We start from the raw sequence: 14,714 nt of genomic DNA on the forward strand, positions 1-14,714 counted from the left end.
GGGTCCGCGCTTTGCTCTCGCGGTCGGTAAGATGTCAGAAGGTCGATGCCTTTCCCGCAAATCGGGGCTTCGCATGTTCGGGATTATGGTGTTCGCAAGCATAGAGAACACTCTGGAAGAGGCTCTAGGGGACGCAAGGAAAAAATCCGTGCCCCAAATATCCTGATCAGATAAGGAAAACGATGCCCGCAACCAATAGTTTCCTAAAATTCCAACTGGAATTGGTCGAACAGCCGTGCCCGCAACCGTAAGCTGGGATACGTTAAGATGAAGCAATACCGAAGAAAGGGTTGACGATGAACGTGGAGATCGCGGAGCGCCTCGCAGCACGGCGCAAGGAAGCGGGGCTTTCCCAGGAAGGTCTGGCAGAGAAGCTCGGAGTTTCCCGGCAGGCGGTTTCGAAGTGGGAGCGCTCGGAATCGTCACCCGATACCGATAACCTCATCGCGCTTGCGAAGCTCTACGGCGTGTCGCTCGACGACCTGCTCTATGTAGACGGCAGCATCGAGGAAGATGTGGTATTCGAGCAAATTGACCGAGCAGCCGAACGTGCGGCGGCGAATGCAGCAACCCAAAGCGGACCGGCGCCGTCATCCGGGCAGGTGCCGGGGTCGGGGATCCCACAAGCCGAAGCGTCATCGGCAAACGCAGCCTCCGAAACGCCTCCTGCGCCCAGCTCGACACCTGTCGAGGACGATACGGCTACTTCGTCGTCACACGCTTCGGGATGGACAAGCGGCAAAGGGCCCGAGAAGGTGCACATCGGCCTCGACGGTATCCACGTGCTCGATGGAGAGGACTATGTGCACGTGTCATGGCGCGACGGCGTCCACGTGAAGGATTCCAAAGACGGTGATGAGGTCCATGTTGGGTGGAACGGCGTTCACGTGAAGGAGGGGTCGAACCATGGCCGCCGGCACGGCCATCGCGACGAAGGGACGCGTTCGGGCGAGGGCAGCGGCAGAGACTGGTGCGCTGCGGGCGACGACGAGGGCAACACCGTCGCATGGACGGGCGATGGGGTCGTGATCAACGGCGAGCAGTTCGACAACTGGCACGATGCAAACGAGAAATACGGCCATGGACACGGCGGATCTTGGGGCCGGCCGAGCGGCTATACCGTCAACGGCGAGTACTTCGACACGCTTGAAGAAGCGCGCGCCCGCTACGGGAGCGAAGTGGGCAAGAGCATTCCCGTTCGCAAGCACTACCGTATGGCTGGGTGGCTGAAATTCCCGTACCCGCTCGTCGTCATCATCGTGTACCTGCTGCTCGGGTTTATGGCGAACGAGTGGGGTACGGGCTTGTTCGTGTTCTTCACGATTCCCGTGTATTACATGATCGGACATGCGGTCGAATCGAAGAAATACGCACACTTCGTCGGCGGCCTGTACCCGATTGCAGTGACGGCGTGGTTTCTCTGGATGGCGTTCGTGCTGAACCAGCCGCATCCCGCTTGGGTCGCATTTCTCACGATTCCCCTTGTCGAGTGGGCTGTTCATTGGACTTCCCGCTGGTGGCGTCGCCGCAAGAAAGAAGCCGACGTCATCGAGGTGGAGGCGAAGTAAGACGACCAGAACAAGTTGTTCAAGGGCCCCGGGTGCAGGTTACAGGTCAGCACCCGGGGTCTTTGTCTTGTCGCAGCGGCTCGCTCCGATCAAGGCCGAACGTGAATGTACTAGTTCTTTATGACAAAGATGGTACAATGGGCGGCGGTATGAGGATGCTGGCGGCGGATGCGTGGGAGCCTTTGATTTTCAGCGTGTACATCGTGTGGTACCTGTTTCTTGCTGGAGTAGCGAGCGGTGCTTTCGTTGTCGCCTCCCTCTGCTCCGCCTACGATGCGCTCAAGCGAACGAATGCGTCCGAAGCGCTTGCGGTACGCGCGCAGGGCGGATTTATCGTTGCGCCGGTTGTCATGATGTTGGCGGCGCTGGTCTTGTTCATCGACTTGGGGTCTCCCGAAAAAGCGTGGCAGGTGGTTTTGACGCCGTTTGAATCGGTCGTTTCGGTGGGAGCGTGGCTCGTAGTTTTGTTTCTGGTCTTATCGGCGATTGTCGCGCTTTGCGGCCTTGTCGCCCGAACCGTTCCTTCGTGGTTTCTCTGGTTCTCGTGGATCGCCGGCAGCGCGCTCGGGCTCGGGGTCATGACCTACACGGGCTTGCTGCTTTCCGATCTCGTAGCGATCGATGTATGGCACACGTGGCTTCTGCCCCTTCTGTTCATCGTCTCGTCGCTTGCAACGGGGCTGGCGTGCGTGCTCGCGATAGGGGCGCTGCTTGGCAATCGCCTGACCGATCCGACCGAGCGGCTCTGGTTTTCAAGCGGTATTCTCGGTCTGCTCGAAGCGGCGGTACTGGTTGCGTACCTTGTCGACCGAGTTGTTTTTTCTGAAACGGCCTCCGCCTCGGTCGAGGCGCTTCTGACTGGCGATCTTGCAGGATTCTTTTGGCTCGGCATTGTGGTATGCGGCATCGTTGCACCGTTTTTCATTCATGTGCTGTACAAAAAGATGCGGGGCGAGGCGCTTTTGCTGTTCGGCTGCGCAGGGGTGCTCGTCGGCGGGTTCTTCGTCCGGTACTGCATCGTGGGAGCGGCTCTGTATACGCCGCTTGCCGTGGGAGGCTTTTCGTGATTGTCATAGTTTCTTATGGCAATTGCCGTCGCCTCTTGTATCATGTACGAGGTTCTAATCCGAAAAAGTAGATGTAAGGACGCAGTGGAAAACGACAGTCGGACAATCCAGATCACCATCGATGCCGATAGCGGCATCCCCATCTGGTTGCAGCTTCGCAACCGTCTGGTGTATCTTATCAGCTCAGGGGCGTTCGCTTGTGACGATAAGCTTCCAACGGTGCGAGAGCTCGCTGTTGATCTGGGCATCAACTACAATACGGTCAGCAAGGTCTATCAGGATATCGAGCGTGACGGCTATATCGTTTCGTATCGGGGACGGGGCACGTTCGTATCCGACAAGTACTTAAAAAACGAGGGAGCGGCGGAAAGCGAAGCGGATTCGCTTATCGATGACTTCATTCGCCAATGCCGCGAGCTCGGTATTCCCCGACAAGATATCCCCGAGCTTGTTGCACGACGCCTTCAAGAAGCAGATCAGCGGTAAGGGGCCAGCTATGAAATTTAACTTCCGAAGCGAGAAGAAGAGAAAAGACGTTTCGACGCCGAAGCTCGACGAACGGCGTTCGGTTGCCGCGACGGAGCTCGAGCCGAACGAGGCCACGCGAGCGGGCGTGTACGTGTTCTCGATCGTCATGTTCGTGCTCGGATTCGGTATCGTGTTTGCAGCGACAATCGCATGGATGTCGATCGCCACTGTGATTGCCTCGGCCGTCGTCGGATTGTTGCTTGCAGCGTGCGTCCGCATCGCGCCGCAATGGGAGCGTGTGACGGTGCTGCGCCTCGGGCGATTCAACCGCGTGGCGGGCCCGGGCGTGTACGCGCTTATTCCCTTCGTCGAATACGCGGCGATTCATGTCGATCATCGCGTGATGACCTCGTCTTTTTCAGCGGAGGCGGCGCTTACCGCCGATCTCGTACCTGTCGATGTGGATGCGATTCTGTTCTGGATGGTGTGGGATGCCGAAAAGGCGTGCCTTGAGGTGGAGAACTATCCGAAAGCCGTGCTCTGGTCGGCGCAGACCGCCATGCGCGATGCTATCGGTCAGGTGAATCTCGCCGATCTTTCGATGCGCCGCAAGCAGATCGACCGCGAGCTGCAAGAGGTCATGGGGGCGAAATGCGAGCAGTGGGGGATAACCGTCATGTCGGTTGAAATTCGCGATATCGTGATTCCCCTGGAGTTACAGGATGCGCTTTCGAAGGAAGCGCAAGCCGAGCGCGAGCGAAACGCGCGCATCATCCTCGCCGAGGTCGAAAAGGATATCTCCGAGATGTTCGTCGAGGCGGCCGAAGTGTACGATAAGAACCCGAAGGCGATGAAGCTGCGCGCGATGAACCTTGCCTACGAAAGCGCGAAGGACGGCAACGGCATGGTGCTCGCCCCGAGCTCGCTAGCCGACGGATTCGACGTGAGCAAGCTGTTTGGGAGCGAGTAGCTGTTCGCTGGCGTGATCCGGGAATCGCAAACGGCGCTGGAATCTCGTGTGGACTGGCGGTTCGTTGTGCGTTGGCGCGGCTCGGTCAATTCCGTTCGACGATGATGGCCGGGGGCTGCTGATCGTTGCGAGTGCAGCTGCGGCTTTGCGGTGCGATCCGCGATACCCGAGTGGCACTGCTTTTATACCGCTCGTTTCCATTCACATAGGTGTTTCGTTGCGAGTGCAGCATTTTGGTGCGAGTGGCGGATGCGCGTTTTCGGAAGGTAATGTACACCCTGCATCGTTTTGCGACGATTATTCCGTTTCTCGGAAGTGCTGATATTTTGCGATCAGGCAAAACGTTCAAGACCAACAGACTAGCGCCCAGTTTTTTATCACAAAACGATGCAGGGTGTACATTACCAATCGGGGAAAGACGAACCAATCATGCCTCGCCACCTTCACCGCAATGCAGTGTTCAAACAGGGAAGATTAAACGGCTGGTCAAGACGACGAAAGCCAGCAATACCTGATCAGATACCAGAATGCCTATATATTTGCGAGGTGATGCATGATACTCTGCTTGCATGATGATCGTTCTGTCACATACCTCGGCTCTCGAGTTTTGGCGCTTCGGCAATGAGCACCTGCTATATCACCCTGAACGCTTTCCGGCTGCAGACATGATCGGCGAAGGTGTTCAGAACCTGAGCGTTTCCCGCATAAAGCGCATTCGAAGTCAGGGATTTGAATTTCTGTCGGAGCCCGTTCACCTTCTCGTACCTAATGCGAAGCTTCGAACCGTAAGAAAAAATGCAGTGTGCCATGTGTGTCCGAAGAGGGTTCCGCGGGGGTCGTTTATCAGGATCTCCGACGATGTGTATGCATGTCGCCCCGAATTTGCCTTCGTGCAAACGGCGCATCTCGTTAAGTATCCGCTCGCTGTTTTTACGGGTCTCGAGTTATGCGGTGCATTCCGTATGCCCGTAGGGGAGCAGCCGGTCCTCTTTCAGGGACCACCGCTGACAAGCGCTGCGGCATTGACCGAATACCTGCAACGCTGCGGTAGCATGCCGGGGATCGTCCAAGCAAAACGCGCCCTTCGGTTCATTCGCGACGGATCGGAATCGCCCATGGAGGCGAACCTTGTGATCTTGCTGTGCTTCCCGATCACTCTAGGAGGATACGGCATTCCCCTGCCAGTTCTCAACCAGTCGATTCCGACGACCGAAGCCATACGAAAGGCAACGGGGCGGTCGAGTTATCGATGTGATCTCTTGTGGCCGGAAGCCGGGCTCGCAGTTGAATATGATGGAGCCGAGCATGAGGGGAAGGTGCCGAGCGATTCGATCAGGCGTACAGCGCTTGCCGAATTGGGTATTCACACGATGATCACCGTGACGAAACAGCAGATGCTCAACCAAAGCGAACTCGATCTCGTCGTCAACCAGATAAAGCGATGCCTCGGCATCGATCGACGATCGACTCCCTGTGATTGGACAGAGCAACGAGCTTCTTTGCGGGCTAACTTGAATATTGGCCAGTAAGTGCCTTTCAAAATTATTCTTGAATTCAAATAATTAAATTGCTATATTGTACTATTTCAATATGATAATATGATTACAAAGATCCGGCCGGTCTTGTGAATGTGTTGATGGGGGTACGCGGCGCGGTTGTGCCACGTGAAATGGTATTATATTACTTAAACTATAACATTTCGCATCGTATTCCGACGTAGCATGTAGGAGGAGAAATGTCAGAAGAGAAAAGCCCGCAGAGCGGGCTCACTCGTAGGAGCTTCTTCAAAACGGCAGGCGTTACGGCGGGTGCTTTGGGCTTAGCAAGCGCCGTTGGCATGACAACTGCAGAAAACTGGCTTGCGCCGATGGCTGCTCATGCCGAATCATCAGAAGAAAAAACGAGCTATACCTTCCATTATCGCCACTGCCAGTGCAACTGTCATCTCAAGTGCACTGTTCGCGACGGGAGGCTTGCGCTTATCGAGCCCAATGACTGGCCGGATAAGAGAAACGAAACCGTTTGCCTCAAAGGAATCTCGGAGATCCAGCATACGTACAGCATCGATCGACTTCAGGTTCCGCTTAAGCGCGTCGGTGAGCGCGGTTCGGGTGAATTTATCGAGATTACATGGGATGAGGCACTCGATACCATTGCAGGGAAGGTGAAAGAGACGTGGGATACGTACGGTGCCGAGGCTATCGCATTTCAAACGGCGGTTGATTCTTTGACCACATCGCTTCCAAAGCTACTTAAGGGGCAAGAGAAGCCTCGCCGCGGTATCGATATAGGTTTGGGAAACGGATTCTCTCCCGCGTTAGCCGAATCCGGTCAGCAGGGTGCATCGTCAAACGAGGTGACCGATTGGAAGAACGCTAAAACCATCTTGAACGTCGGGTGCAATATGCTCGAAACCTGCATGGTAACAGCGCGGTACTTCTTCGAGGCGAAGGAGGCAGGGGCGGAGATCATCACCTTTGATCCTAACTTCTGCGTCACTGCAGCCAAGAGCACGCAGTGGGTACCTATGATTGCCGGTACCGATCCGGCGCTTTACCTGGGAATGATTTCGATCATTTTGGACAACGAGTGGTTTAACGAACCGTATCTCAAAGAGAATACGAGCATGCCGTTTTTGGTCAACCGTGCCGATGGTTCGCTTTTGAGAAGGGATCCCGCCACCGATATCGAGCAGGCAGGTAGCGAGAATCCGTTCATGGTGTGGGATGAAGGCTCCCATTCAGTGGTCGAGTACGATGCGGAAGGAGCGGTACCCGCCCTCGACTTCGAAACCACGCTTGACGGCGAAACCTACGCGACGGTATTCAAGCTGTTGAAAGAAAATCAAAAGCCGTATACGTCTTCGTGGGCTGCAGAGACCACGGGCATAGACGAAGCGACGCTTATCGAGATTACCGATAAATACGCTAACTGCGGGCCCTCGATTCTTTCATTCGGCTTTGGCGGCGGCGAGAAGTTCTACAATGCAGACGTGGCGGGTCATGCAGCTGTTTTGCTCGCAACGCTGGTCGGATCGTTCGGTACCGATATTCCTGGTTGGGGCGCAGGTGCCTACGTTAACGCATATCAGAAAATATTCGGTGCTGGCAAACTTGCGAGCTGGCCCTTGCCTGAAGAATGCACGACCGCAAAAGCAGCTAAAGACAGCGTCGACTTCCGCGACGAGGAAAGCGGCATCAGGTTCATGTGGGTGCAAAACGGTGCATTCCAGCAGATTGCCGGCAATCAGAACCGTACCGACGAATGGGCGAAAACACTCGACTTCGTCGTGGTCCAGGATATCTGGCATACGCCTTCTGTTGATTGGGCCGATATCGTGCTTCCCGTGTGTTCTCATTTCGAGTTGGACGAAGAAGTGGGCTTCGTGCGGGCTTTGCGAGGCCATGTGCTGCTTCAGCAAAAAGTTCTCGAACCGCTCTTCGAAAGCAAAACGGATTTTTGGATCGAATGCGAGATAGCAAAACGCTTAGGGTACGGGGATGCGATGCCCAAAAGTCAGGAAGAGCTTACCCGCTATCAACTTGAGAAGTCTACCGACAAAGCCCTTGCCGGAATCACGCTCGATGAGGTTATCGCAAACAACGGGGTCGTTGCACTCAAGGACCAGCCGGACATCTCGCGAAGCTACAGCAATCAGACGTACAAAACCACGTCGGGGAAGATCGACGTGTATTACGAGAATTTGGTGGGCTACGATCAGGCTCTGCCTCAATACGAAGCTCCCCACGAGGCTCGCGCGGATAACCCGTTGCGCGAGACGTACCCGCTCCATATGACGCAGCGTCGATCGAAGTACTTTATCCACCAAAACTTTATGGACGCTACGTGGATGCGCCAGTACTACAAACCCACGATCGAAATGAATCCTATCGACCTTGTCGCGCGCAACCTCTCGTCAGGTGACATGGTGGAAGCCTTCAACGACCGCGGTTCCTTTAGCTGCGAGTGCGTTGCCACTGAGGCGGTTCGTCCGGGTATGGCCGTCGTCGTCGAAGGGATATGGGGTAAGTACATGAACTTCGGCAATCTCCAAAACGTAACGAATGATGCCGTTAATCCTCGAGGAAAAGCGCTTGTCAAAGGAAGGGTCATACCGTTCAATGACACGCTTATCGAAGTGAAGAAAGCGTAGGTGGGTGATGACGAAATACGGTATAGCCATCAATGTGGATCGTTGCACAGGGTGCAACACGTGCGCGGTGGCATGCAAAATGCAAAACAATGTGCCCATGGGAATGATGTGGGTTCGCGTTATCAACGAGGGCTGCGATGCGGAAGTTGGGGCTCAGGGCACGTATCCGAACCTTTCGCGTATGACGGTGCCTGTCGCGTGCCAGCACTGCGAGAATCCCGCGTGTGAGAAGGTGTGCCCGACGGGTGCTACGTACAAAGACGAGATGGGTCGCGTGGAGATCAACTACGACAAGTGCATCGGTTGTCGCATGTGCATGGCGGCATGTCCGTATAACGCACGTGTGTTCAACTGGGACGAGCCGAAGCGCGATCCCGATTTCAACTACGGAGACAAAGATGTTCCCGTGCGTCCCAAAGGCGTAGCTGAGAAATGCACGCTTTGCAAAGAACGTACCGACCGCGGCGTGGAACCCATGTGCGTGCGGTGCTGCCTATCGAAGGCGCGCGTGTTCGGCGATCTCGACGATCCCGATAGCGAGATATCGCACGTCCTTCGCGAGAGGCAATCTACGCGGCTGCTCGAGGAAAAGGGCACCGAGCCGCAAGTCTACTACTACGTGTAAGGGGTGAGGAATAATGAAAACATCGAATGCGTTTAAGGTTACCGCGGCGGTTCTGGGCGTCCTCACCGTTGTTGGCGTCGCCGCTTGGATCTATCAGCTCATGGGCGGTCTCGGCGTCACTGGCATGAACAACGGGACCTCGTGGGGCCTCTACATCACCTGCTTCATGTTCTTCGTCGGGCTTTCCGCAGGCGGGCTCATCGTGGCCTCGTCGGCATCGGTCTTCCATGTGAAGGAATACAAGAAGGTGGCGCTTCCCGCTGTCATTCTCTCGACCGTGTGCATTTGTTTAGCCGGCATGTTCGTGCTCATCGACCTCGGCGGCGTCCAGCGCATTTACCAGCTGCTGCTCTCGCCGAACGTCATGTCACCTCTGTTCTGGGATATCTGCGTGATTACGCTGTATCTGATCATCAACATCGTGTACCTGTACTTCATGGTGTCGAAGAAGGCCGATCCTCGCAAAGTGGCCATCGTGTCCCGCTTCGCGCTGCCCGTCGCCATCCTCGTCCACAGCGTGACCGCATGGATCTTCGGACTTCAGATCGCGCGCGAAGGCTGGTACTCGGCAATCATGGCTCCGATCTTCGTTGCTTCGGCTTTGGATTCCGGCTTGGCGCTGCTCATCCTTGCGCTTTCGGGACTGAAGAAGGCGAAGCTGTTCGACGTCGACAAGAAGCTGATCGCTAACCTTGCGGGCTTGCTTGCCACCTGCATTGCCATCGACGCGTTCTTCGTTGGCTGCGAGCTGTTGACGGTTGCGTATCCCCAGGCTACAGGCGGTATGGCTTTGCTCGGCGAGATGTTCACCGGTTCGACGGCGCTCTTCTTCTGGGGCGAAATCATTCTCGGTCTCATCATTCCGTTCTGCATTCTCGTGTTCGCGAAAAACCGGCAGAAAACGGGACTCGTGTTGTTCGCCTCGGTGTGCGTAGTCGTCGGCGTGTTCTTCAAGCGCGTATGGCTTCTGTTCACCTCGTTCATCCACCCGAACCTCTACGGCGCGCCGGGCATTGCGTCGGGGTCGAGCAAAGCAGCTCATGCGACGGGTGCCGAGATGTGGGCGCTTACGGGTGCATATGCTCCCACATGGGTTGAGATCGTTGTGGTCATCGGCGTGGTGTCGCTTGGGGTGTTGGCCTTCATGCTGCTTTCGAGGCGTTTTCTGGCTCAAGCTCCGAAAGGCGAAGCGGACGATCCGGCATCAGACGATTGCTCGACGACCGCTGCGCAGACCGCCTGATTGTAATGGATCGACGGTGCTGTGCTCGCTACAGTGGGCACAGCACCGTCTTGCACACCGAGTTGACGGAAGGACCTTCGATGAACGCTTTGAATCGGGAAACATGGATGCTCCTTGGTGAAACGTACGGCTTTATCGGCAATTCGCTCTTAAAGCCGATGAACCAGACGCCCTCGATCGGACTCGACCCGGCGTTCTGGGAGGATTTTCCGATCGTTTTCTCGGGCGAGCACGTAGAGGGCGGCCTCTCGAACCTGCGCGCATACGCTTTTGATGCGCAGACGCTCGGCGAGGAAAAAGCTATCGAGCAGGCGGCCGTCGAATACACGCGCCTGTTCATCGGACCTCCTGCACCTGCTGCTGCGCCGTGGGAGACGATGAATCGTGCGGACGGAGCGACCGTCGGATTCGGTGAGGCAACGTTTCGGATGCGCAGGCTTCTGCGCGAAGCGGGCCTTGAGGTGAAAAACGAGAACAATCAGTGCGAAGATCATATCGGCATCGAGCTTTTGTACTTGTCCGAGCTGTGCCGCCGCTTGGCAGGGGGCGAGGGCGGGGAAGATGCCGAAGAGAAGATCGCCCGCTTTATCGACGATCATCCGCTTTCGTGGATCGAAGCGCTGCGCGAGAAGGTCGATGCGGAGTATCCGCGCGGGTATGTGGCGGGATTGCTCGAACTTGCCGAAGGTGTGCTGGCATGGCAGAAAGCAGCGCTTGCCTCTTAGGTGGTGACGTTGTTTGCTTTACAAAGAGAGCGGCCGCATCCGATGGGTGCGGCCGCTTGCGTTGCGTGTGAAAGGCGTTCGATTATGTCGGCTATCAGAGGTATGTTTGAACTGCGATGACCCGTCTACCTCCTGCCGCGCCCTCTGCCGCGCATGGCGTGCGAGAACGCGGCAGCGCTGCGTTGGTTCGACTTCGGGACGTAGTGGTTCTTGAGCTCGGCCTCGGCCTCCGACGTATCGTAGCTTTCGAGGTGCATGAGGGGGATCTTCGTGTCGAGCAGCTTTTCGATTTCGAGCAGCTCGGGCTTCGCCTCGGGGCTTACAAACGAGATCGCGTAGCCGGTTTCCCCGGCGCGTCCGGTGCGGCCGATGCGGTGCACGTAGTCTTCGGGGTTGTCGGGCAGGTCGTAATTGATCACGTAGTCGATGTTCGATACGTCGATGCCGCGGGCGAGCACATCGGTGGCAATAAGCACGTCGATGTCTCCCTTGCTGAAGTTGTCGAGTGCGCGTTTGCGCTGCGATTGCGTCTTGTCGGAGTGGATGGAATCGACGCGGTAGCCTGCGCGCTTCAGCTGGTTCATGCAGATCTCGGAGCGGGTTTTGGTGCCGGTGAAGATGATAACGCGCTTGCTGCCGCGCTCTTCAAGGACGGCGCGCAGAAGTTCAGGCTTCTTCATCTGGCCGATCGGGATGATGAACTGGTCGACCGTATCGGCGGTTTCGCCCTTATGCGATACCTCCACGAATGCAGGGTCTTTGAGTATCGGCGAGACGTTCTGCATGACCTTACGGTCGAGCGTTGCCGAGAAAAGCAGGGTCTGGCGCGTTTTCGGCGTGGCGGCGACGACCTTTTTCATGGTTGGCCAAAATCCCATGTCGAGCATGCGGTCGGCTTCGTCGAGCACGAGCACCTCCACGTCTTTGAGTTTGACGTTGCCGCGCTCCATGAGATCGTAAAGCCTGCCCGGTGTGGCAACGAGGATGTCGATGCCCTTTTTTAGCTTGGCAAGCTGACCCTTGTACGGAACGCCGCCGACGACGGTGAGCATACGGTGCCCCGATCCTTTCGCAAGCTCCGTGCAGGCGGCATCGATTTGCTGGGCGAGCTCGCGCGTGGGGCTCACGACGAGCGCTCGCGGTGAGCCGGGACGCTTGGCATGCCCGATGCGCTCGATCAGCGGAAGCGCAAACGCCGCCGTTTTGCCGGTGCCGGTGGTGGCGGCGGCTACGACGTCGCGACCTTCGAGGGCAAGGGGAATCGCCTGCTCCTGCACTGGGGTAGGCGTGGTGAAGCCCATCTTCTCGACGGCCTTCAGGGTAGTCTCGGACAGGCCGAGGTCTTGAAACGTTGTGCTCACAGTACTTCTCCAAAACATAGTATGGTCTCGCATGCCGCAGCGTGCGCGTTCGGCTTATTCGCCGAGTTGTTCCGATAGGTTAATCCACAGCTCCTCGAGTTCGGTGATCTGATCGAGGATCGCCTGCACTTCCGCTTGTTTATCGCCGAGCGCTACGAAATCGGTCGGGTCGATGTCGTGCATGCCGGCGCGCGTTTTCTCGGCCTGCTCCTCGAGAGCGGCTATCTTGCGCTCGGTTGCTGCGAGGGTCTTGCGTGCTTGGTACGCCTCGCCGCCGGTAAGCGCAGGTTGATGGCTGGGATCGCCGTCTTCGCTACTCGCGTTCGGCTTGTGGGCATTTTCTGCTCTCGTTCCGGATGCCTGTTTGTTTGCGGTGGGCTTTCCGCTGGCATCCCCCGCATGCGCCTTTTCGTCGCGCTGGTCGAGTACGCGTAAGAACTCGTCGACACCGCCCGGCATGTGGCGAATCTTCCCGTCGATGAGCGCGAACTGGTCGTCGGTGACGCGCTCCATGAGGTAGCGGTCGTGACTGACGAGGATGAGCGTGCCCGGCCATGAATCGAGCAGGTCTTCCATCACGGCGAGCATGTCGGTGTCCATGTCGTTGCCCGGCTCGTCGAGGATGAGCACGTTGGGCTCTTGCAGAAGCGTCAGCAAAAGCTGGAGCCTGCGCTTTTGCCCGCCCGACAGGTCGGCTACGAACGCTTGCAGGTGATTGCGCTCGAATCCCAGGCGCTCGAGCAACTGAGCAGGCGTGATGGATTTGCCGTCCACCATATAGCGCGTATGGTAGCGGGCGAGCACCTCGCGCACCCGATCGCCCGACAGCGCTTCGAGTTCGTCGAGTCGTTGCGAGAGTACAGCGATTTTCACCGTCTTGCCGGTTTTCACGCGACCCTTGGTGGGGGCGAGTGTGCCGTCGATCACGCGCAGAAGCGTTGTTTTGCCTGCGCCGTTCTCGCCGAGAATGCCCAAGCGGTCGCCGGGCCCGATGAGCCACGTCACATCGTCGAGCACCGTTTTCTCACCGAACGACTCGCTCACGTTCAGAAGATCGATGACCTGCTTGCCGAGGCGGGTGACTGCAACGCGCTTCAGTTCCAGAGGATTGCGCGGCGGCGGTTCATCGGCGATGAGTTCGCGGGCGATTTCGAGATGGAACTTCGGTTTGGAGGAACGGGCACGAGCACCCCGCGAAAGCCATGCGAGTTCCTTTCGGGCGAGGTTTTTGCGTTTTTGCTCGGCAACCTGTGCGAGGCGGTCGCGTTCGACGCGCTGCAGGATGTAGGCAGAGTAGCCCCCCTCGAACGGCTCGACCATGCCGTCATGGACCTCCCACATGCTCGTTGCGACCTCATCGAGGAACCAGCGGTCGTGCGTAACCACGAGCAGTGCGCCCTCGGCTTTTGGCCAGCGCCGCTTGAGGTGGTCGGCGAGCCAGGCGATCGCGTGCACGTCGAGGTGGTTGGTGGGTTCGTCGAGCATGAGCACATCCCAGTTGCCGATGAGCAGGCGGGCGAGGTCGACGCGCCTGCGCTGGCCGCCCGAAAGCTCGCCGACCGGTCCGTCCCAGGGGATGTCGCCTAAAAGGGCGGCGATGATCTTGCGGATTGTGCGGTCGGCGGCCCAGGTGTATTCGGGCACATCGCCCACCACGGCGTGCTCGATAGTGTCTTCATCGGCGAGTTCGTCTGCTTGGGCGAGCCTGCCGACGGTGACGCCGCTTCGTTTGATTATTTCGCCCAAGTCGGGTTCGATAGCGCCTGAGAGCAGGCCAAGCAGCGTAGATTTGCCGTCGCCGTTCTTGCCGACGATGCCGATGCGATCGCCGGTATTGACGCCGAGGGTGACCGAGTCGAAAACCTTCTTGGTAGGAAACTCCAGCTCGGCATCTTTCGAAGTTATGAGAATCGCCACGCAGATACCTTTCTTGCTCAAGCGTCTATGATAGCCGAAGTTGGGCGAATGGGGGAGATGGCGTGTGTATGGGGCGGAAAGCGTACCCTATGGGAAGGAGCTGACTGGGAGCGGTCCTTTGCCTCGATGGATAAGAAATGTCCGGTCAATGCGGGTGTTGTGTGCGAAGGCTAACCTTGGCTAACTGAATCGCGCTTATGGCCGAGGTCGTGATCTTATGAAGCGTATCTCGTCGGTTTGCATCGTCGGGGCAGAAAAAACGACTTCGAGTAACGGATTTTTGCGACTTGTGCACGGCGGAAAGCGCAGCTAGGCCGCTTCCGCCCCATGGGTTCGGGATCGTGCCATCTCATCAGGCAAAACGTTAGAAAGATGGGAGCAGGCCAGCACGACTGCTGCGAACGGGCCGGAAAAGACCGCTGAACGACCCGAAAGGCGTGCACAAGCCGCAAAAATCCGTTACAAAGAGCTGGTTTTCTTGCCCTGGGCGATGCTTCGGTTGCAAGCGGACCGCCGGCCGGCAGCTCAGGTTGGTGGGCGGCAAGCGTGGTTACTCGCACCGTAGCGATCGACTGTGGTGAGAGCTTGCTTCTGATTCAAGCGACAAGAGCGGGGCA

11 protein-coding genes are annotated in these 14,714 nt (G+C 57.3%); 9 read left to right on the forward strand and 2 right to left on the reverse strand.

Annotated elements, in window-relative coordinates; translation table 11 throughout:
- Window positions 1-296 precede the first annotated feature (296 nt).
- From FJE54_RS07665 to FJE54_RS07705, 9 genes are all read left to right on the forward strand, one after another.
- Window positions 297-1,568 (forward strand): helix-turn-helix transcriptional regulator, encoded by a 1,272-nt coding sequence (locus FJE54_RS07665; protein ID WP_139652094.1) that lies wholly within the window; start codon window positions 297-299, stop codon window positions 1,566-1,568.
- Between the two features lie 149 nt (window positions 1,569-1,717).
- The gene (gene nrfD, locus FJE54_RS07670) at window positions 1,718-2,635 is read left to right on the forward strand and encodes an NrfD/PsrC family molybdoenzyme membrane anchor subunit (RefSeq protein WP_180326631.1); all 918 of its coding nucleotides are present in this window, start codon (window positions 1,718-1,720) and stop codon (window positions 2,633-2,635) included.
- 84 nt (window positions 2,636-2,719) lie between these two features.
- On the forward strand, window positions 2,720-3,121 hold the full coding sequence (locus FJE54_RS07675; RefSeq protein ID WP_255467272.1) for a GntR family transcriptional regulator: 402 nt from the start codon (window positions 2,720-2,722) through the stop codon (window positions 3,119-3,121).
- Between the two features lie 10 nt (window positions 3,122-3,131).
- Window positions 3,132-4,073 carry a slipin family protein gene (locus tag FJE54_RS07680; RefSeq protein WP_139652097.1) on the forward strand — a complete coding sequence of 314 codons (942 nt, stop codon included), beginning with the start codon at window positions 3,132-3,134 and terminating at the stop codon, window positions 4,071-4,073.
- Window positions 4,074-4,642: 569 nt separating this feature from the next.
- Window positions 4,643-5,602: a putative endonuclease domain-containing protein gene (locus FJE54_RS07685; protein ID WP_139652098.1), complete on the forward strand. Its 960-nt coding sequence runs from the start codon at window positions 4,643-4,645 to the stop codon at window positions 5,600-5,602.
- A 206-nt stretch (window positions 5,603-5,808) separates the two neighbouring features.
- On the forward strand, window positions 5,809-8,226 hold the full coding sequence (locus tag FJE54_RS07690) for a molybdopterin-dependent oxidoreductase (RefSeq protein WP_139652099.1): 2,418 nt from the start codon (window positions 5,809-5,811) through the stop codon (window positions 8,224-8,226).
- Window positions 8,227-8,233: 7 nt separating this feature from the next.
- On the forward strand, window positions 8,234-8,851 hold the full coding sequence (locus tag FJE54_RS07695; protein ID WP_139652100.1) for a 4Fe-4S dicluster domain-containing protein: 618 nt from the start codon (window positions 8,234-8,236) through the stop codon (window positions 8,849-8,851).
- Between the two features lie 13 nt (window positions 8,852-8,864).
- The gene (nrfD, locus tag FJE54_RS07700) at window positions 8,865-10,094 is read left to right on the forward strand and encodes an NrfD/PsrC family molybdoenzyme membrane anchor subunit (RefSeq protein ID WP_139652101.1); all 1,230 of its coding nucleotides are present in this window, start codon (window positions 8,865-8,867) and stop codon (window positions 10,092-10,094) included.
- Window positions 10,095-10,174: 80 nt separating this feature from the next.
- Window positions 10,175-10,819: a TorD/DmsD family molecular chaperone gene (locus tag FJE54_RS07705; protein ID WP_180326632.1), complete on the forward strand. Its 645-nt coding sequence runs from the start codon at window positions 10,175-10,177 to the stop codon at window positions 10,817-10,819.
- Window positions 10,820-10,944: 125 nt separating this feature from the next.
- Here FJE54_RS07705 and FJE54_RS07710 read toward each other — a convergent pair whose 3' ends face one another.
- Together FJE54_RS07710 and FJE54_RS07715 are read right to left on the reverse strand one after the other, a co-directional pair.
- Window positions 10,945-12,180 (reverse strand): DEAD/DEAH box helicase, encoded by a 1,236-nt coding sequence (locus FJE54_RS07710; protein WP_439653128.1) that lies wholly within the window; start codon window positions 12,178-12,180, stop codon window positions 10,945-10,947.
- A 54-nt stretch (window positions 12,181-12,234) separates the two neighbouring features.
- Window positions 12,235-14,097: an ABC-F family ATP-binding cassette domain-containing protein gene (locus tag FJE54_RS07715; protein ID WP_139652104.1), complete on the reverse strand. Its 1,863-nt coding sequence runs from the start codon at window positions 14,095-14,097 to the stop codon at window positions 12,235-12,237.
- Window positions 14,098-14,714 lie beyond the last annotated feature (617 nt).

The organism is Raoultibacter phocaeensis (assembly GCF_901411515.1).
Classification (GTDB): domain Bacteria; phylum Actinomycetota; class Coriobacteriia; order Coriobacteriales; family Eggerthellaceae; genus Raoultibacter; species Raoultibacter phocaeensis.